Source organism: Curtobacterium sp. AC272 (assembly GCF_979258155.1).
On record NZ_OZ409838.1, the window covers coordinates 567,904 to 586,076 of the forward strand.

Here is an 18,173-nt window from a genome sequence, read left to right on the forward strand (position 1 = left end):
CACGAAGAAACCCCCGCCACGTGGTGGCGGGGGTTCCTGTCGTTGTGCTTAGTGCTTCTCCTCGACCTGCGGGGCCTGGTGGCTGCCCTCGAGGTCCGGGCCGTGGTGGGCGGCGTGCGCTGCCTCGAGCTCGGCCTTCGAGACCGGCTCGATGCGGTCCTCGAAGAAGAAGCGGGAGACGCTCGCACGGGCCTTCTGGACCACGGTGATCTGCCCCTTGGCGTTCGGGCGGATCATGAGCGGCTTGTACTCGTTGAACTGCAGCAGCTTCCAGCGCTCGTACTCGTCGAGCTGCTCGTGCACCTCGATGTACTCACCGTGGGGGAGTCGAACGATGCGGCCGGACTCGTAGCCGTGCAGGACGATCTCGCGGTCCTTCTTCTGGAGTGCGAGGCACACGCGCTTCGTGATCCAGAAGGCAACGAACGGGCCGAGGACCGTCGTTGCCTGGATCACGTGGATCACGTGTTCGATCGACACCAGGAAGTGGGTCGCGATGATGTCCGACGACGCCGCCGCCCAGAGGCTGGCGTAGAGCGTGATGCCGGCGGCACCGATCGCCGTGCGGGTCGGGGCATTCCGCGGGCGGTCCAGGATGTGGTGCTCGCGCTTGTCGCCGGTGATCCACGACTCGAGGAACGGGTACAGCAGGATCGCGAGGATGAGCAGCACCAGGACCGCGATGGGCGCCAGGATGTTGAACGACACCGTGTAGCCGAACCACACGACCTCCCAGTGCGGCGGCACCAGACGCAGTGCGCCGTCGGCGAAGCCGATGTACCAGTCGGGCTGGGTACCGGCGGAGACCGGCGAGGGGTCGTACGGGCCGTAGTTCCAGATCGGGTTGATCGTGAACATCGACGCGATGAGGGCGATGATGCCCGCGACGATGAAGAAGAACCCACCGGCCTTGGCGGCGAACGCCGGGAGGATCGGGACACCGACGACGTTGTCGTTGGTCTTGCCCAGGCCGGCGAACTGGGTGTGCTTGTTGATCACGACGAGCACGAGGTGGACACCGAGGACCGCGACGAGGATCGCCGGCAGCAGCAGGATGTGCAGCGTGTAGAGGCGCCCGACGATGTCGGTGCCCGGGAACTCGCCACCGAAGAGCAGGTAGGCGATCCAGACGCCGATCACCGGGACACCCTCGATCATGCCGACGATGATCCGCAGACCGTTTCCGGAGAGCAGGTCGTCGGGGAGCGAGTAGCCGGTGAAGCCCTCGCCCATGGCGAGGACCCAGAGCAGGAAGCCGAAGACCCAGTTGAGCTCACGCGGCTTGCGGAACGCGCCGGTGAAGAACACGCGGGCCATGTGCAGCATGATCGACGCCACGAACAGCAGGGCTGCCCAGTGGTGGACCTGGCGGACGAAGAGCCCACCGCGGATGTCGAACGAGATGTCCAGCGTGGACTGGAGCGCCGTCGACATCTCGACGCCCTTGAGTGGGACGTACGAGCCGTTGTAGACGACCTCGGCCATCGATGCCTGGAAGAAGAACGTCAGGAACGTGCCGGAGAGCAGGACGACGACGAAGCTGTACAGCGCCACCTCGCCGAGCATGAAGCTCCAGTGGTCCGGGAAGATCTTCCGGCCGACTTCCTTGACGAGCCCCGAGATGCTGGTGCGCTCGTCGATGTAGTTGGCGACCCCGCCGATGATGCGGGATCCGCGCTCCGGAGCCGGCTTGTTGGCCGTGCTGCTCGGTGCCGTGGTGGTGGGGGTGCTGGTCATCAGCGTTCACGCTCCCAGAAGGACGGTCCGACCGGCTCGTGGAAGTCGCTCTGGGCAACCAGGTAGCCGTCGTCGTCGATCGCGATCGGAAGTTGGGGGAGGGGCGTGCGGCCGGACCGAAGATGACCTCGCAGTTGTTCGAGACATCGAAGGTGGACTGGTGGCACGGGCACAGCAGGTGGTGCGTCTGCTGCTCGTAGAGCGCGACCGGGCATCCGACGTGGGTGCAGATCTTGGAGTACGCGACGATGCCGTCGTAACCCCAGTTCTCGTGGCCCTTGGACGGGTTGAGGTCCTTCGGGTCGAGACGCATGAGGAGGACGGAGGCCTTGGCCTTCTCCTCGAGCATGTGCTCGGAGTCGAGCATGCCGTCCGGGATGACGTGGAACACCGAGCCGATGGTCACGTCCGAGGCCTTGATCGGCAGACCCGTCGGGTCCTTCGTCAGGCGAAGGCCCTGCTTCCAGAAGGTGTGGCGCAGGAGCTCGTTCGGGTCCTCGGCCGGAGCGAGGTCGCGGACCAGCACGATGCCCGGCAGCGGGAACGCGGCCAGCGCACCGATCATCGAGTTGCGGATCAGCTTGCGACGGCTGAAGCCGGACTCCTTGTCGGCCAGCTGGAAGGCCTCGACGGCCTTGGCGCGCGTCGCGTCCGTGCCGCGGGTGCCGTGGCGGAGCTCGGTGATCTCGCGGTCGACGACGAGCGACTTCGACCAGTAGACCGCACCGAGGCCCAGCGCGATGAGCGCGAGGGCGATCGAGAGGCCGAGGAAGAGGTTCGCGGTGCGGACCGTCCCGAAGTCGTTCGAGTCGATCGGGAACGCGACGTAGGCCGCGATCGAGAGGACGCTGCCGACGATCGAGAGGTAGAAGAAGGTCGCGACCTGACGCTCGGCCAGGCGCTGCTTCTTCGGGTCGACGTCGGTGCGCCGCGCGCGGTGCGGCGGCTCACCCGGGTTCTCGAACGGGTCGGCGGGCAGCACCGCGATCCCGGGGAGGTGGTCGTGCCGTGCTTCTCGACAGCCGAGGACGAGTTCAGCGTCTCGTCGTCGTGCTCTGCCATGGTGTTCCCTTCAGTGTCGTTCGACACGGACGATCAGTTGGACTTCGCGGTCAGCCAGACGGTCATCGCGACGACCGCGCCGAGTCCGAAGATCCAGATGAACAGGCCCTCGGCCACCGGGCCCAGGGAGCCGAGTGCGAACCCGCCGGGCGACTTGTTGTCCTGCACGTACTTGAGGTACGTGATGATGTCGGCCTTCTGCTCCGGCGTGAGGTTCAGGTCGTTGAAGACCGGCATGTTCTGCGGGCCGGTCTGCATCGCCTCGTAGATGTGCTTGCCGGAGACCGTCGACAGGTTCGGGGCGTACTTGCCCTCGGTCAGGGCACCGCCGGCGCCGGCCACGTTGTGGCACATGGCGCAGTTGATGCGGAAGAGCTCGGCACCCTCGGCCGCGTCGCCGTCCTCACCGTTGGTGAGTTCGGTGGACGGGACGGCCGGGCCGGGGCCCAGCGAGGCGACGTACTCGGCGAGGGCGTCGACCTGCTCGTCGGTGAACTGCGCGGGCTTCTCTTCGGCCTGCGGACCCTGGGCGGCCATCGGCATGCGGCCGGTGCCGACCTGGAAGTCGACCGAGGCGGCGCCGACACCGATGAGGGACGGACCCTCGCTCGTGCCCTGGGCGGAGAGGCCGTGGCAGGTCGCGCAGTTCGAGGCGAAGAGCTTCTGGCCCTCGTTCACCTTCGACTGGCTGGTCGCCGCGACGGTGCTCGTGCTGTCGTCGGCGTTGGCCGTGGAGCTGAAGAGCGCGTACGCACCGCCGGTGGTCATGAGGCCCACGACGATGAGCGAGACGGTCGCCATCGGTGAACGGCGGCCCTTCTTGGTCTTGGTTCTGTTGAACATGTGCTCGGGGGTGTCCAGTTCCTGCTTGAGAAGGTAGATGACGGCGAAGAGGAAGATCCACACGACGTCGACGAAGTGCCAGTAGTACGACACGACGATGGCGGTGGTCGCTTCCTTGTGACCGAAGTTCTTCGCGGCGAAGCCGCGGCCGAGCGTCAGCAGGAAGGCGATGAGGCCACCCGTGACGTGGAGGCCGTGGAACCCGGTCGTCATGTAGAAGGCCGAGCCGTAGGCGCTGGAGGAGAGCGTGACGCCCTCGTGCCAGAGGTTGGCGTACTCGAAGATCTGGCCGCAGACGAAGATCGCGCCCATCGCGTAGGTGACGAAGAACCACTCCGTCATGCCCCAGTGGCGCGGGTTCCAGCTCGTGCGGTGCACCTGGAAGCGCTCTGCAGCGAACACGGCGAACTGGCACGCGAAGCTGGACAGCACCAGGATGATCGTGTTCACCGAGGCGAAGGGCACCTCGAGCTTGGAGGTTTCGGCCGCCCACAGCTCGGGGGACGTGCTGCGCAGCGTGAAGTAGATCGCGAACAGGCCGGCGAAGAACATGACCTCGCTGCCCAGCCACACGATCGTCCCCACGGCAACGGCGTTCGGCCTGTTCAGGGCCGGACCGCTGGCGGATCTGGAGAGAGGGGTGCTAGTCACGTCCTCCATTATGGCCGAAACCCCAGACAGTGTTTTCGCAGGAGACTGGCGGGTCTCTCGAATTCACTACGATCGAGCCATGCCTGACGCACTCTCTTGGCCTGCAGTGATCAGCGCGCTCATGGCGCGCGAGGACCTGACGATCAGGCAATCCACATGGGCCATGGAGGAGATCGTGCACGGGCGCGCCACCCAGGCACAGATCGCCGCGTTCGCCGTGACGCTCCGTGCGAAGGGCGAGACGGTCGACGAGGTCGTCGGGTTCCGCGACGCGATCCTCGACGCCGCCGTTCCGCTGGACGTCGACCCGATGGCGTTGGACATCGTCGGGACGGGTGGGGACGTCGTCGGCACCGTGAACGTCTCGACCATGGCGGCGATCGTCATCGCCGCCGCCGGGGTGCCCGTCGTGAAGCACGGCAACAAGGCGAGCTCGTCAAAGTCGGGTTCGAGCGACGTGCTCGCCGCACTCGGGCTCGATCTCACGATGGACGCCGCGCGTGTCGCGGACACCTTCCGGCGTGTCGGACTGACTTTCGCGTTCGCCAACGCGTTTCACCCGGGCTTCGCCCACGCCGGGCCGGTCCGCCGCGAGATCGGTGTGCCCACGGTGTTCAACTTCCTCGGGCCGCTCGTCAACCCCGCACGGTGCGAAGCGAACGCCGTCGGCGTCGCGCAGCTCGAACTCGTGCGGATCATCACGGGCGTGTTCCAGACCCGCGGCGCGACCGCCCTGGTGTTCCGCGGGGACGACGGCCTCGACGAGCTCACCACCACCGGCCACAGCCACATCTGGGAGGTCACCGGCGGGCGCATCATCGAGCACGACCTCGACCCGCGCGACCTCGGCATCGCACGTGCACGCACGGAAGACCTCCTCGGTGGCGATCCCGAGCACAACGCCGCCGTCGTGCACCGCGTGCTGTCGGGGAGACCGGCCCGGTGCGCGACATCGTGCTCCTCAACGCCGCAGCCGGCCTGGTGTCCTTCCGTCTGGCGCAGGACCCGGCCGAGTCCGACCGACCGATCCTGCAGCGCTTCCGCGAGCAGCTCGCGGTCGCGGCCGAGGCGATCGACTCCGGCGCCGGCACCCGCAAGCTGGCGGACTGGATCGCGGTCCCGACCGCGACCGACGCGTAGGAGACGCAACCGACGGGAGGCCCGGTGCCGGTTTCGTGAACCGGCACCGGGCCTCCCGTCGATGCGTTCAGTGCACGCGGTCAGCGTGCGCGTGCGTCGCTACTGGACGTCCTCGTCGACCCAGTCGAAGGTCTTCGTGACGGCCTTCTTCCAGAGACGGAGCGTGCGCTCGCGCTCCGCGGCGTCGAGCTGCGGCTCCCAGCGCTTGTCCTCCTGCCAGTTGGCACGGAGTTCGTCGAGGTTGGCCCAGAAGCCCACCGCGAGACCGGCCGCGTAGGCCGCGCCGAGCGCCGTGGTCTCGGCGACGACCGGACGCACCACCGGCACGTTGAGGATGTCGGCCTGGAACTGCATGAGCTCGTTGTTGGCGGTCATGCCGCCGTCGACCTTGAGCTCGGTCAGGTCCACGCCCGAGTCGGCGTTCACCGCGTCGAGGACCTCGCGGGTCTGCAGTGCCGTCGCCTCCAGGGCGGCACGCGCGATGTGGCCCTTGTTGACGTAACGGGTCAGGCCGACGATGGCACCGCGGGCGTCCGGACGCCAGTACGGCGCGAAGAGCCCGGAGAACGCCGGCACGAAGTACACGCCACCGTTGTCCTCGACGGTCTTGGCCAGCGCCTCGACCTCCGGGGCGCTGCCGATGAGACCGAGGTTGTCGCGGAGCCACTGGATGAGCGAGCCCGTGACGGCGATCGAGCCCTCGAGTGCGTAGTGCGTCTCCTGGTCGCCGAGCTTGTAGCCGACGGTGGTGAGCAGGCCGTTCTCGGAGCGGACGATCTCGGTACCGGTGTTGAAGATGAGGAAGTTGCCGGTGCCGTAGGTGTTCTTCGACTCGCCCTGGTCGAACGCCGCCTGACCGAAGGTCGCGGCCTGCTGGTCGCCGAGGATGCCCGCGATCGGGACCTCGCGGAGCAGGTTGGACGACTCGACGTGGCCGTAGACCTCAGAGGAGCTGACGATCTCGGGGAGCATCGACTTCGGCACACCGAAGTCGGCGAGGATGTCGTCGCGCCACTGGAGCGTCTCGAGGTCCATGAACAGCGTGCGGGACGCGTTCGTGACGTCGGTCTTGTGGACGCCGCCGTCGACGCCACCGGTCAGGTTCCAGAGGACCCAGGTGTCGGTGGTGCCGAAGAGCAGGTCCCCGGCCTCGGCCTTCTCACGCGCACCCTCGACGTTCTCGAGGATCCACATGATCTTGGTGCCGGCGAAGTAGGTGGCGAGCGGGAGGCCGACGATGGCCTTGTAGCGGTCGGTGTCTCCGTCGGCGAGCTTGTCGACGATCGACTGCGTGCGGGTGTCCTGCCAGACGATCGCGTTGTAGATCGGCTTGCCGGTGGTCTTGTCCCAGACGACGGCGGTCTCGCGCTGGTTCGTGATGCCCACGGCAGCGACGTCGTGACGCGTGATGTCGGCACGCGACAGTGCCTGACCGATCACCTCGCGGGTGTTGTCCCAGATCTCGGCGGGGTCGTGCTCGACCCACCCGGCGCGCGGGAAGATCTGCTCGTGTTCCTTCTGCCCGGTCGAGATGATCGAGCCGGAGTGATCGAAGACGATCGCTCGCGTGGAGGTCGTGCCCTGGTCGATGGCGACGATGTAGTCGGCCATTGGTGCTCCTTACGGGTGTTCGGTGCGGTGAGCGGCACGCGATCGCGGGCCGCTCACCCCGGGGTTGGGTTGGTTCAGCTGACGACGGGCAGCAGCGCGAGCGACAGCACGGCGGCGAGTGCACCGCCGACGAGCGGTCCGACGACCGGCACCCAGGCGTACGACCAGTCGCTCGACCCCTTGCCCTTGATGGGCAGGAAGGCGTGCGCGATGCGCGGGCCGAGGTCACGGGCCGGGTTGATGGCGTAGCCGGTCGGGCCGCCGAGGCTGACACCGATCGCGATCACGAGGAAGGCGACGGGGACGGCGCCGAGTTCGGCAGGTGCCTTGCCGTTCGTCATCGCGAGGATGACGAAGACGAGCACGAAGGTGCCGATGATCTCGGTCACGACGTTCCAGCCGTACGACCGGATCGCGGGGCCGGTGGAGAAGACGCCGAGCTTCGCAGCGGCGTCGGGCTCCTCGTCGAAGTGCTGCTTGTAGGCGAGCCAGACGATGACGGCACCGATGACCGCGCCGATCATCTGCGCGAGCCAGTAGATGAGCATCGTGCCGACACTGATGTTGCCGAGGATGGCCTGGGCGAGGCTGACGGCCGGGTTGAGCTGGCCGCCCGACTTGTAGGACACGAGGACGCCGGCGAAGACCGCGAAGCCCCAACCGATCGTGACCATGAGGAAGCCGGCCCCGAAGCCCTTCGACTTCGTGAGGGAGACGGCGGCGACGACACCGCCACCCAGGATGATGAGCATCGCTGTACCGACGAGCTCGGACAGGAACTTGACGCCGATGTCGTCCATCGGTGACCTCCAGTGCGTGAGGTGGGGGTCCGGTGGTGCTGCGCCGCACTCCCCGTTGAGTGATTGAGGCCGAGCCTAGTGACGAGGCGAACGACGCGGCGATGAATTCCTGAGGGAAGTCCGGGATCGTGCACGAACGTGCAAGCGGCGTGCGCTGTGGGAGATCGCGAGCCGGTGACGCGTCCCCGTCGCACTGCACGAACGTGCAGTGCGAACGAACGAGCGCCCGGGTGTCGGATGTAGATTGGGCCCACTCCGGTCGACGACGGCGGTGTGCAGTTCGCCTCGGCTCGGCCCCGTACCCGTGGAGGCACGCGCATGAAGAAGCTCATCAACGACCCGCAGGCCGTGGTCGACGAGACCGTCCGGGGATTCGCCCGGGCACACGCCGGACACGTCGTCCTGGTCGAGGACCCGATCCACCTGCACCGCGCCGACGCCCCCGTCGCCGGCAAGGTCGGCATCGTCAGCGGCGGTGGCAGCGGACACGAGCCGCTGCACGCGGGCTTCGTCGGGTACGGCATGCTCGACGCCGCCGTCCCGGGCCCCGTGTTCACGAGTCCGACCCCCGACCCGATCGTCGCCGCCACCAAGGCCGTCGACGGCGGCGCGGGCGTCCTGCACATCGTGAAGAACTACACCGGCGACGTCCTGAACTTCGAGACCGCCGCCGAGCTCGCCGAGATGGACGACATCCGCGTCGAGGCCGTCGTGGTCGACGACGACGTCGCTGTGCAGGACTCGCTCTACACCGCCGGTCGCCGCGGCGTGGCCGGCACCGTCGTCGTCGAGAAGTGCGCCGGTGCCGCGGCCGAGCGCGGCGACGACCTCGACGCCGTCGCCGCAGTCGCCCGCCACGTCAACGACGTCACGCGGTCGATGGGCCTGGCCCTGGCGTCCGGCACCGTGCCGCACGCGGGGGAGCCGTCCTTCACGCTCGCCGACGACGAGGTCGAACTCGGCATCGGCATCCACGGCGAACCCGGGCGCGAGCGCATCCCGATGGCACCGGCCGACCAGCTCGTCGACCGTGTGCTCGAACCCATCCTGACCGACCTCGACGCTCCGGCCGGCTCGAAGCTGCTCCTGCTCGTCAACGGCATGGGCGGCACCCCGCTGTCCGAGCTGTACATCGCCTACCGGCGCGCCGCCGAGGTGCTGACGGACCGCGGGTACGACGTCACGCGTAGTTTGGTCGGCGACTACGTCACGTCCCTCGAGATGCAGGGGTTCTCGCTCACCGTCACGGTGCTCGACGAGGAACTCACGGCACTCTGGGACGCACCGGTGGAGACCCCGGCACTGCGCTGGGGCCGCTGAACGGCCGACATCGACCGCTCGACCACCGACCACGACACCGAGCCCACCGGGCCGGACACACGAAGGAACCGCATTGGCGCTCGACACCGCATGGGCCATCGACTGGGTCCGTCGCACGGCTGCGACGATCGACGAACACCGGGCCGAGCTCGTCACGCTCGATCGCGAGATCGGTGACGGAGACCACGGCGAGAACCTCGACCGCGGTTTCCGCGCCGTGCTCGAGGCCGTCGACGGCGGCTCGTTCGACACCCGGCGCCGTGCTCAAGACGGTCGCGACGAAGCTCATATCGACCGTCGGCGGCGCCGCTGGTCCGCTGTTCGGCACCGCGTACCTGAAGGCAGCCCAGGCCTCCGGCGACGCGTCCGAGCTCGACGCCGACACGCTCGTCGCCGTGCTCGCCGCTGCCCGGGACGGCGTGGTCTCGCGCGGCAAGGCCGCCGTCGGCGACAAGACGATGGTGGACGCCTGGACCCCGCGGTCGACGCCGCCACCGCAGCCGCCGCAGCCGGTGACGACCCGGCAGCGGTGCTCGCCGCCGCGGCCGACGCCGCCGCCTCGGGCGCCGAGTCCACCGAACCGCTCGTCGCCCACAAGGGTCGTGCGAGCTACCTCGGCGAACGCGCCGTCGGGCACCGCGACCCGGGTGCGCAGTCGACGGCGTACATCCTGCGCGCCGCGGTGGACGCGACGACGGGCGCCGCCGCGTGACCGTCGGCATCCTGATCGTCTCGCACAGCGCCGCGATCGCCTCCGGCACCGTCGAGCTCGCCCGCCAGATGGCGGCCGACGTACCGCTCGTCGCGGCCGGCGGAACCGACGACGGCGGCATCGGCACGTCGTTCGAGGCGATCACCGCCGGCATCGAGGAGCTGGCCGACGCCGACGCCGTCGTCGTCCTGTGCGACCTCGGTTCGGCCTACCTGACCACCGACACGGCGCTCGACTTCCTCGACGACGACGTCCGCGCACGCGTGCACGTCTCGCAGGCTCCCCTCGTCGAGGGCGCGGTCGCCGCGGCCGTCGCGGCCCAGACGGGTGGTGACGCCGAGGCAGTGCTCGCTGCTGCGGCGTCCGCCGCAGGGTCCGCGGACGACGCGAGCACTGCCTCCCGTCCGCCCGGTGACCAGCCGGGAGGCCCGGGGCCGGGTGACGGGGCGGCCAGCGTCGACGACGTGGCCGCGTCCGCGAGCGTCGAACTGGTGAACGAGACCGGCCTGCACGCCCGCCCCGCGGCGGAGTTCGTGAAGACGGCAGCCAAGTACGACGCAGCGGTGCGCGTGAACGGTGTGGACGCGAAGAGCCTGCTGGCGATCATGGCATTGGCGCTGCCGAAGGGCACCACCGTGTCGATCGAGGCGAGCGGCGCCGATGCGCAGGTCGCGGTCGACGCGCTGGTGGAGCTGGTGCGGAGCGGCTTCGGCGAGTAGGCGTCGCGGCCGCTCAGCTTCGCAGCCGAGTCTCGCGTGAGGCGACAGTCCTCGCCGTGCTGAGCGCGAGAACGGTCGCCTGGGCCGAGACTCGGCCCGCCCGGGCCGAGTCTCGGCGTCAGCGGATGGACACCGTGCCGGCCAGGTCGAGGTCCGACGGGCCGCCGGTGACGCCCGCATCCGCGAGGAGCGTGGCGCCGAACACCGCGCTCCAGAACGTCCGGGCATCACGTCCGACACCGCTCGGACTCGACCAGCCGTGCTCGGCGACGACGCGCTCGAGGTAGCGCTCCGACTGCCGGAACAGGACTGCGAGCAGGAGTCGCACGCGCTCCCGCTGGGCGTCGTCGTCACCGGCGGCGGCCAGCGCGCGCACGACGAGCAGTGTCGACGGCATGGCGAGCGCGGTGCGTGCGAGCACCTGACGGAACGCGTCGGCGGATCCGGCGCGCCGACCGGCGGCCTGCAGGCGCGTGGTGTCGCGGAGGAAGAGCGCGAAGGCGGCGTCGAGGACGAGGCGGTCCTTCGAGCCGTAGTGGTGCGTGATCTGGTTCGGGTAGACCCCGGCCGTACGGGCGATCTCGCTGACGGTGACGGCGTGGCGTGCGGTGCTCGCTCCGCCCGCGTCACCGGCTGCCCCTGCGCTGAGGAGTCCGGCGGTCGCGGCGAGGATCCTCGCCCGGGTCGCTGCGCCGCGGGTCGTCCCGGTGCCGTCGGTGGTTGCCATCTCTGAATTGTACGTGGTACAACTCCACTTGTTCAACGTACAAGAAGGAGCACTCGTGGACATCTCCGTCACCGGCTACGGCGCCGTCTCGCCGTTCGGCCACGGTGTCGCGCCGCTGTGGGACGCCCTGGTCGCCGGACGCTCCGGCGTGCACGAGCTGCACCGCGACGGGCAGTTCTGGGAACGGGTGCCGATCATGGTCGGTGCCGACGCAGCGCTCGACGCCGAGTCCGCACTCGGTCGCGTCCGGGCGAACCGACTCGACCGCAGCCAGCAGCTCGCGCTCGTCGCCGCCGGCGAAGCCTGGGCCGACGCCGGCGCGCCCGCGGTGGACGGCGACCGCCTGGCCGTCGTCGTCGGGACCGGCATCGAGAGTGGAGACGCTGCTCGATGCACACGACGTGCTCGGCGCGTCGGGCGCGCGTCGGGTGTCGCCCCGGACCGTCCCGATGCTCATGGCCAACGGAGCCGCGGCGCAGATCAGCATCGAGTACGGCGCCCGCGCCGGTGCGTACACGACCGTTTCGGCGTGCGCGTCCGGTGCCGAGGCGATCGCGACGGCCGCGCGGCTCATCGTCACGGGGGAGGCCGACGTCGTCATCGCGGGCGGCACCGAAGCAGCGGTCACCCCGGTCACCATGGCCTCGTTCGCACAGTCCCAGGCCCTCGCGAAGCCCGACGGTGACGACCCCACCACGTTGTCGCGACCGTTCGACGCCGACCGCCGCGGGTTCGTGCTCGGCGAGGGCGCCGGGTTCGTCGTGCTGGAACGGTCCTCGCACGCCGCCGCACGCGCACAGCGGTCGCACGGCACGCTCGCCGGGTGGGGGATCACGTCGGACGCGTTCCACATCACCGCCCCGCTCGGGGACGGCAGCGAGCAGGAGCGCGCGATGACGGCGGCGATCCGGATGGCCGGGCTCACCGGTGCGGACGTCGACCACGTCAACGCGCACGCGACCGGGACCCCGGTCGGGGACGTCGGTGAGGCAGCGGCGATCGGTCGTGCGGTCGGGACCGGTGCGCTCGTCACCGCGCCGAAGAGCGCCATCGGGCACATGTTCGGTGCGGCGGGAGCAGTCGAGGCGATCCTGACGGTCCGGGCACTCGAGACCGGGGTCGTGCCGCCGACGCTGAACCTGCAGCACCAGGACCCGGCGATCGACCTGGACGTGGTGGCGGGGACGGCTCGGACCGCGACCATGCGTGCGGCGCTGAACAACTCGTTCGGGTTCGGCGGACAGAACGCCTCGTTGGTGTTCACCGCGGTCTGAGGGGCACGGGGACCGACGTATCCTGACTGCCATGAGCATGGAAGGCGTGGCCTGGAGCTCGCTGTACAAGATCTCGACCGCCAAGGACGGCAAGCACGGCATCTCGCGCGAGTCGGTGCGGCGGATCATGACGTTCGCAGTGCCCTACCGGGCCAAGCTGGTGGTCTTCATCGTCCTCTCCGTCGTGGGCGCCGTCCTCGCGGTCGCGACACCGGTGCTCGCCGGCCGGGTGGTCGACGTCATCGTCGCCCGGGGCGCGCTCAGCACGATCACCTGGCTCGCGGTCGTCATCGCCCTGGTCGCCGTGGGCGACGCAGGCGTGTCGCTCGCCACGCGCTGGTTCTCGGCACGCATCGGCGAAGGCGTGATCCTGGACCTCCGGACCGCCGTCTTCAACCACGTGCAGAAGATGCCGATCGCCTTCTTCACCCGCACACGGACCGGTGCCCTCGTCAGCCGCCTCAACAACGACGTGATCGGCGCGCAGCAGGCCTTCAGCGGCACGCTGTCCGGCGTGGTCACGAACCTCGTGGCGCTGATCCTCACCCTGACCGTCATGCTCAGCACGTCCTGGCTCGTGACGGTCCTGGCGATCGTCATGCTCCCGATCTTCCTCGTCCCCGCGCGGCGCATGGGCAGCCGCCTCGCCGCACTGCGTCGCGAGGCCGCCGACCACAACGCCGCGATGAGCACGCAGATGACCGAGCGCTTCTCCGCGCCCGGCGCCACCCTCGTGAAGCTGTTCGGCCGGCCCGACGAGGAAGCGGAGGAGTTCCGCGTCCGCGCCGCCCGGGTCCGCGACATCGGGGTGCGGAGTGCCCTGCTGCAGTTCGTCTTCGTGACCGCCCTCACCCTGGTCTCCGCCCTCGCCCTCGCCCTCGTCTACGGGGTCGGCGGCACCCTCGCACTCGGTGGCCAGCTGAACACGGGCGACGTGGTGACGCTGGCCCTCCTGCTCACCCGCCTGTACGCGCCGCTGACCAGCCTCGCGAACGCTCGGGTGGAGATCATGAGCGCGGTGGTCAGCTTCGAGCGCGTCTTCGAGGTACTCGACCTCGAACCGCTCATCCAGGAGAAGCCCGACGCCGGCACCGTCCCCGACGGCCCGGTGGCGGTCGAGTTCGACGACGTCCGCTTCGCGTACCCCGCTGCGGACAAGGTGTCCCTCGCCTCGCTCGAGGAGGTCTCCACGCTGGACACCCGCGGCGGTGACGAGGTGTTGCACGGCGTCTCATTCCGGATCGAGCCGGGGCAGACCGTCGCGCTCGTCGGCACCTCCGGGGCCGGCAAGTCCACGATCGCGCAGCTGCTCTCCCGCCTGTACGACGTCGACAGCGGCGCCGTACGACTCGCCGGGTCGGACGTCCGCGACGTCACGTTCGCCTCCATGCGGCACACCATGGGGATGGTGACGCAGGACGGCCACCTGTTCCACGAGACCATCCGCTCCAACCTGCGCCTCGCACGGCCCGAGGCGACCGAGGACGAGGTGTGGGACGCCGTCCGGCGCGCACGGCTCGAACCGCTCATCCGCTCCCTGCCGGACCAGCTGGACACCATGGTCGGGGAGCGCGGCTACCGGCTGTCCGGCGGCGAGCGCCAGCGGATGACCATCGCCAGGCTCCTGCTCGCCCAGCCGCGCGTCGTCATCCTCGACGAGGCCACCGCCGCGCTGGACTCGACGTCCGAGGCCGCCGTGCAGGCTGCGCTCAGCGAGGCGCTCGAGGAGGACGGCGATGGTGATCGCCCACCGGCTGTCGACCATCCGCAGCGCGGACCTGATCCTCGTGGTCGAGGACGGTTCGATCGTCGAGCGTGGGACCCACGAGGAACTGCTGGCCGTCGGCGGACGGTACGAGGAGTTGCACCGGACGCAGTTCGCGGTGCAGAAGGACGTCGCGGCGGACGAGGAGGCGCTGAGCCCGAGCTCGTCGCAGTGAGGCACGAGCTCTGATCGGGGATGCCGGAAGTCGCATCGCGGCCTGCTCACCCGTTCGGGGTGAAGCCACTGGCGGCGGTCCGCGGTGAGATCGCTGCATGACCGACACAGCAGTGAGCAGCGATGCCGACCGAGCACTCCTGACGAAGGCGTACCTGTACGGCTTCCCGCTGGTGTTCAACCTCGCGCAGGTCGCGCGGTACGTCGAGACCGGTGTCGGTGCGGTTCCTGCGGCACCGTGGAACTCCTTCGGACACGCCCGTACCCTCGCCGGGCCGGACGACACGTTCGTCACCATCAACAACGACACGTTGTACTCGATGGCCCAGATCGACCTCAGTGTCGGACCGGTCCGGTTGCGCGTGCCCGACACGGCCGGGCGGTACTACGTGCTGCAGTTCGTGTCCGCGTGGACGGACAACTTCGCCTACGTCGGCCACCGTGCGACCGGCACCCAGGCCGCGGAGTTCCTCCTCGTGCCACCGACGTGGGACGACTCCGCACCGTCGGGCACGACCGTCATCCACTTCCCGACGACGGTGGCGTCCATCGTCGGCCGCTGGGCGGTGAGCAGCGACGACGACCTACCCGCCGTGCACGCGCTCCAGGACGCGACGACGCTGACGCCGCTGGACGCCGCTGCCCGTCCGATCGGCCTCGCCGAACCGGACCCAGCCGTTCCCGAGGACCTGGTCTTCCTCGAGCAGTTCCGCGTCTGGTCCCAGCAGTTCCCGCCCGCGGCACGCGACCGCGAACTGCAGCGGTCGCTGGCTCCCGCCGGCACCACCGCGCCGACCAGCCCGTACCGCGACCTGCCCACCACCGCGCACGAGACGCTCGCCGCCGGTCTCGACGCCGGACGAGCGGCGCTCGAGCACGCGCTCACCTCGGGTGCGAGCCCGCAGGTGAACGGCTGGAAGCTCACCCTGCACGCCTTCGACTACAACCTCGACTTCTTCGAGGTGGGTGCGCTCGACGACGACCGATTCACGATCACCGATCCGGAACTCCGTATCGTCGAACGCGCCGCAGCGGCACTCGGTGGTCTGTGGGGCAACCACGCGTACGAGGCGGCGTACATCATGACGTACGTCGACGACCAGGGTGAGCAGCTCACGGGGTCCCGGACCTACACGCTCCGTCTCGATCCGACCCCTCCCGTCGGCGGGTTCTGGTCGCTGACCATGTACTCCATGCCCGACTTCTACCTCGTCGCGAACCCCATCGACCGCTACTCGGTCGGCGACCGGACACCCGGCATCGTCCGCGACCCGGACGGCGCACTCACGATCACGATCAGCCACGAGCGGCCAGCGGACCCGGACGCCAACTGGCTCCCGAGCCCCGCCGGGGACTTCCGCCCGATCCTCCGGATGTACGAACCGGACGACGCCGTCCTGAGCCGAGCGTGGACCGCTCCGGCAGTCGTTCGTTCGGACCACTAGCCAGGGGACCAGCCGCCGTCCGGACGTCAGCGGTCGTGCTCGCCCATCGCGGTCACGGGGCTGCGGTGAACTGCTGGAGGCCGGTGACCCGCAGCAGGTCGAGCTTGGCGGCGTCCTCGGTTCCGGGAACCGCGGTGTAGACGACGATCCGCAGGTCTCCGCCCGGCACCGTCAGCACGTCGCAGTCGATCTCGATCGGCCCGACGGGCGTGTGCACCTGCTTGCGGCTCGCCCGGTGTTCGGCGATGCGACCGGTGTCCCAGCGACGTTCGAACTCGGGCGACTCCCGCCGCAGCCGCGCGACGAGCTCGGCCAGGTCGCGGTCGGCGGGGTAGCGGCCGGATGCCTGCCGGAGGTCCGCTGCGAGGTCGCTCGGGAACTCCTCCTGGTGTTCGTCGTCCCACTCGACGCCGTCGTGCGCGTGCATGAAGTGGCGCCACACCAGGTTGCGCTCGATCCCCACCGTCCGGGACGGGTCACCGTTCAACGCAGCCCACAGGTCGTTCCACAGCACGATGTCGTGCGTCGCCGTGAACACCGCGATCGGGACGTCGCCGAGGCGGTCGACGAGCCGCTGCACCCCGGGGGTGATGTGCCGCGGGACGACCTGGAGCGACGGGGGAGCGACGCCCGCGACCCGGCACAGGTGGTCGCGCTCGGCCGCGGTGAGCCGGAGCGCCGTGGCGAGGGCGCCCAGGAGCTGCGGTGAGGGGTTCAGCGCGCGGCCCTGCTCGAGGCGGACGACGTAGTCGACGCTCACCCCGGCGAGCGCGGCGAGTTCCTCGCGTCGGAGACCCGGCGTGCGTCGGCCGGGCCCGGCCGGCAGGCCGACCTCTTCGGGACGGACGCGGTCGCGCCAGGAACGCAACACACTCGCGAACTCGCTCATGCCCACCATCCTGGCCCCGCGCCTCCTGTCCGTCCTGGTACTGCTGGTCCCACCGTCGCACGGTGCCTGGGGGAGTCAGCCGCTCGGGCGGAGAGTGGGGGCATGACAACGACACTCATCACCGGAGCCAACCGCAGCCTGGGGCTCGAGACCGTCCGCCGCCTGGTCGACGCGGGCCACACCGTGTACGCCGGCATGCGCGACCCGCCACGGGCGACGAAGCACGCGCCCTCGGCGCCGAGGTCGTCCAGCTCGACGTGACCGACCAGGACAGCATCGACGCCGCGATCGCGACCATCCCCGTCCTCGACGTGCTCGTGAACAACGCCGGCATCCTCGGGACGTCGTTCGGCGTCGACGACCTCGACGCCGCGGCCATGTCCGCCGTGCTCGACACCAACGTCACCGGCATCGTCCGGGTCACGCAGGCGGCGCTCCGCTCCTGCGGGCGTCCGACCACCCCGTCATCGTGAACGTCGCCTCGGGCGTCGGATTCGCCCGGTGGTTGACGACCCCGGGCCACGACGAGTACGCGGTGCCGGCGGTGCCCTACGCCGCGTCGAAGGCCGCGGTGATCGCGTTGACCGTGCAGTACGCGAAGAACCTGCCGGGGTTCCGTGTCAACGTCAGCGACCCCGGGTACACCGCCACCGAGTTCAACGGGTTCGACGGGCACCAGACGATCACCGAGGGCACGGACGCGACCGTCGCGCTCGCCACCGTCGGGCCGGACGGGCCCACGGGCGAGTTCCACAACCGGGACGGCCGCATCGAGTACTGAGGTCACGGCGTCCGGTTCAGTCGTGCACGTCGGCACCGAACCCCGGCCCGGGGCGCATCATCCAGCCTTCCGGGTCGGGGAGCGGACGGAACCCGAACCGCTCGTACAGTCTGTGCGCATCCGCGGTGAACAGGGCGAACCGCTTCAGCCCGAGTGGCTCGATCGCCTCGGTCACGCCCCGCACGAGGGCGACGCCGACACCACGGCCACGAGCGTCCGGATCCACGAAGACGTCGGCCAGCCAGCCGAACGTCACCCCGTCAGTGATCACCCGGGCGTACCCGAGCTGCGCACCCGTCGCCGTGTCGTAGACGCCGAAGTTGCGGGACCCGGCGATGATCGCGTCCTGGGTGGCACGACTGCGACCCCGTGCCCAGTACGACTGCTCGCTGAGCCAGCGGTGCACGCGGTCGACGTCGAGGTCGGCGGGGTCGGCGGAGAAGTGCAGAGCGGTCGGTTCGTCCATGGGACCAGTGAACCGGCGGTCGCCATCGGCGGGCAACGGCCAATCCGTCGCCTGTGG

General features: G+C 69.7%; 11 protein-coding genes and 7 pseudogenes. 9 read left to right on the top strand and 9 right to left on the bottom strand.

The window, feature by feature from the left end:
• Nucleotides 1-48: 48 nt before the first annotated feature.
• The 4 genes and pseudogenes from qcrB to ctaE all read right to left on the bottom strand — a co-directional run.
• Nucleotides 49-1,737 (bottom strand): cytochrome bc1 complex cytochrome b subunit, encoded by a 1,689-nt coding sequence (gene qcrB, locus ACZZ0J_RS02900; protein ID WP_463434716.1) that lies wholly within the window; start codon nucleotides 1,735-1,737, stop codon nucleotides 49-51.
• Nucleotides 1,737-2,725 (bottom strand): annotated as a pseudogene (gene qcrA, locus ACZZ0J_RS02905) (cytochrome bc1 complex Rieske iron-sulfur subunit). The gene qcrB and the pseudogene qcrA overlap by 1 nt, the downstream one beginning before the upstream one ends.
• A gap of 107 nt (nucleotides 2,726-2,832) precedes the next feature.
• Nucleotides 2,833-3,642 (bottom strand): cytochrome bc1 complex diheme cytochrome c subunit, encoded by an 810-nt coding sequence (gene qcrC / locus ACZZ0J_RS02910; protein ID WP_123294420.1) that lies wholly within the window; start codon nucleotides 3,640-3,642, stop codon nucleotides 2,833-2,835.
• A gap of 24 nt (nucleotides 3,643-3,666) precedes the next feature.
• A pseudogene (ctaE, locus tag ACZZ0J_RS02915) lies at nucleotides 3,667-4,302 on the bottom strand (aa3-type cytochrome oxidase subunit III); the annotation flags it as partial.
• Between the two features lie 70 nt (nucleotides 4,303-4,372).
• Here ctaE and trpD point away from each other — a divergent pair.
• Nucleotides 4,373-5,433 (top strand): annotated as a pseudogene (gene trpD / locus ACZZ0J_RS02920) (anthranilate phosphoribosyltransferase).
• Between the two features lie 99 nt (nucleotides 5,434-5,532).
• On the opposite strand, the gene glpK reads toward trpD, so the two are convergent.
• Entirely contained in the window at nucleotides 5,533-7,044 is a 1,512-nt protein-coding gene (gene glpK / locus ACZZ0J_RS02925; RefSeq protein ID WP_111084025.1) for a glycerol kinase GlpK, read from the bottom strand.
• Nucleotides 7,045-7,118: 74 nt separating this feature from the next.
• Nucleotides 7,119-7,844 carry an MIP/aquaporin family protein gene (locus tag ACZZ0J_RS02930; protein WP_123294418.1) on the bottom strand — a complete coding sequence of 242 codons (726 nt, stop codon included), beginning with the start codon at nucleotides 7,842-7,844 and terminating at the stop codon, nucleotides 7,119-7,121.
• A 318-nt stretch (nucleotides 7,845-8,162) separates the two neighbouring features.
• Here ACZZ0J_RS02930 and dhaK point away from each other — a divergent pair, with 318 nt between their 5' ends.
• From dhaK to dhaM, 3 genes and pseudogenes are all read left to right on the top strand, one after another.
• Complete coding sequence (gene dhaK, locus ACZZ0J_RS02935) at nucleotides 8,163-9,164, top strand: dihydroxyacetone kinase subunit DhaK (RefSeq protein WP_131846800.1); 1,002 nt, start codon at nucleotides 8,163-8,165, stop codon at nucleotides 9,162-9,164.
• Nucleotides 9,165-9,237: 73 nt separating this feature from the next.
• Nucleotides 9,238-9,876: pseudogene (gene dhaL / locus ACZZ0J_RS02940) on the top strand (dihydroxyacetone kinase subunit DhaL).
• A complete protein-coding gene (gene dhaM / locus ACZZ0J_RS02945; protein ID WP_463434720.1) occupies nucleotides 9,873-10,595 on the top strand; it encodes a dihydroxyacetone kinase phosphoryl donor subunit DhaM in 723 nt (240 codons plus the stop codon). Before dhaL ends, dhaM begins: the two are co-directional and overlap by 4 nt.
• A 118-nt stretch (nucleotides 10,596-10,713) precedes the next feature.
• On the opposite strand, the gene ACZZ0J_RS02950 is transcribed toward dhaM, so the two are convergent.
• Nucleotides 10,714-11,322, bottom strand: coding sequence for a TetR/AcrR family transcriptional regulator C-terminal domain-containing protein (locus tag ACZZ0J_RS02950; RefSeq protein WP_463434723.1), 609 nt, complete (start codon nucleotides 11,320-11,322; stop codon nucleotides 10,714-10,716).
• Between the two features lie 55 nt (nucleotides 11,323-11,377).
• On the opposite strand from ACZZ0J_RS02950, the pseudogene ACZZ0J_RS02955 reads away from it, so the two are divergent.
• From ACZZ0J_RS02955 to ACZZ0J_RS02970, 4 genes and pseudogenes are all read left to right on the top strand, one after another.
• Nucleotides 11,378-11,644, top strand: a pseudogene (locus tag ACZZ0J_RS02955) (beta-ketoacyl synthase N-terminal-like domain-containing protein); the annotation flags it as partial.
• Nucleotides 11,645-11,777: 133 nt separating this feature from the next.
• On the top strand, nucleotides 11,778-12,596 hold the full coding sequence (locus ACZZ0J_RS02960; RefSeq protein WP_463434725.1) for a beta-ketoacyl-[acyl-carrier-protein] synthase family protein: 819 nt from the start codon (nucleotides 11,778-11,780) through the stop codon (nucleotides 12,594-12,596).
• A gap of 31 nt (nucleotides 12,597-12,627) precedes the next feature.
• Nucleotides 12,628-14,536, top strand: a pseudogene (locus tag ACZZ0J_RS02965) (ABC transporter ATP-binding protein).
• Nucleotides 14,537-14,633: 97 nt separating this feature from the next.
• Complete coding sequence (locus ACZZ0J_RS02970) at nucleotides 14,634-15,980, top strand: DUF1254 domain-containing protein (RefSeq protein ID WP_463434727.1); 1,347 nt, start codon at nucleotides 14,634-14,636, stop codon at nucleotides 15,978-15,980.
• Nucleotides 15,981-16,032: 52 nt separating this feature from the next.
• Here the strand turns inward: ACZZ0J_RS02970 and ACZZ0J_RS02975 are convergent, their stop codons facing one another.
• A complete protein-coding gene (locus ACZZ0J_RS02975; protein ID WP_463434730.1) occupies nucleotides 16,033-16,869 on the bottom strand; it encodes a helix-turn-helix domain-containing protein in 837 nt (278 codons plus the stop codon).
• Nucleotides 16,870-16,971: 102 nt separating this feature from the next.
• On the opposite strand from ACZZ0J_RS02975, the pseudogene ACZZ0J_RS02980 reads away from it, so the two are divergent.
• Nucleotides 16,972-17,650, top strand: a pseudogene (locus ACZZ0J_RS02980) (SDR family NAD(P)-dependent oxidoreductase).
• Nucleotides 17,651-17,666: 16 nt separating this feature from the next.
• On the opposite strand, the gene ACZZ0J_RS02985 reads toward ACZZ0J_RS02980, so the two are convergent.
• On the bottom strand, nucleotides 17,667-18,116 hold the full coding sequence (locus ACZZ0J_RS02985; protein ID WP_463434732.1) for a GNAT family N-acetyltransferase: 450 nt from the start codon (nucleotides 18,114-18,116) through the stop codon (nucleotides 17,667-17,669).
• Between the last annotated feature and the right edge of the window lie 57 nt (nucleotides 18,117-18,173).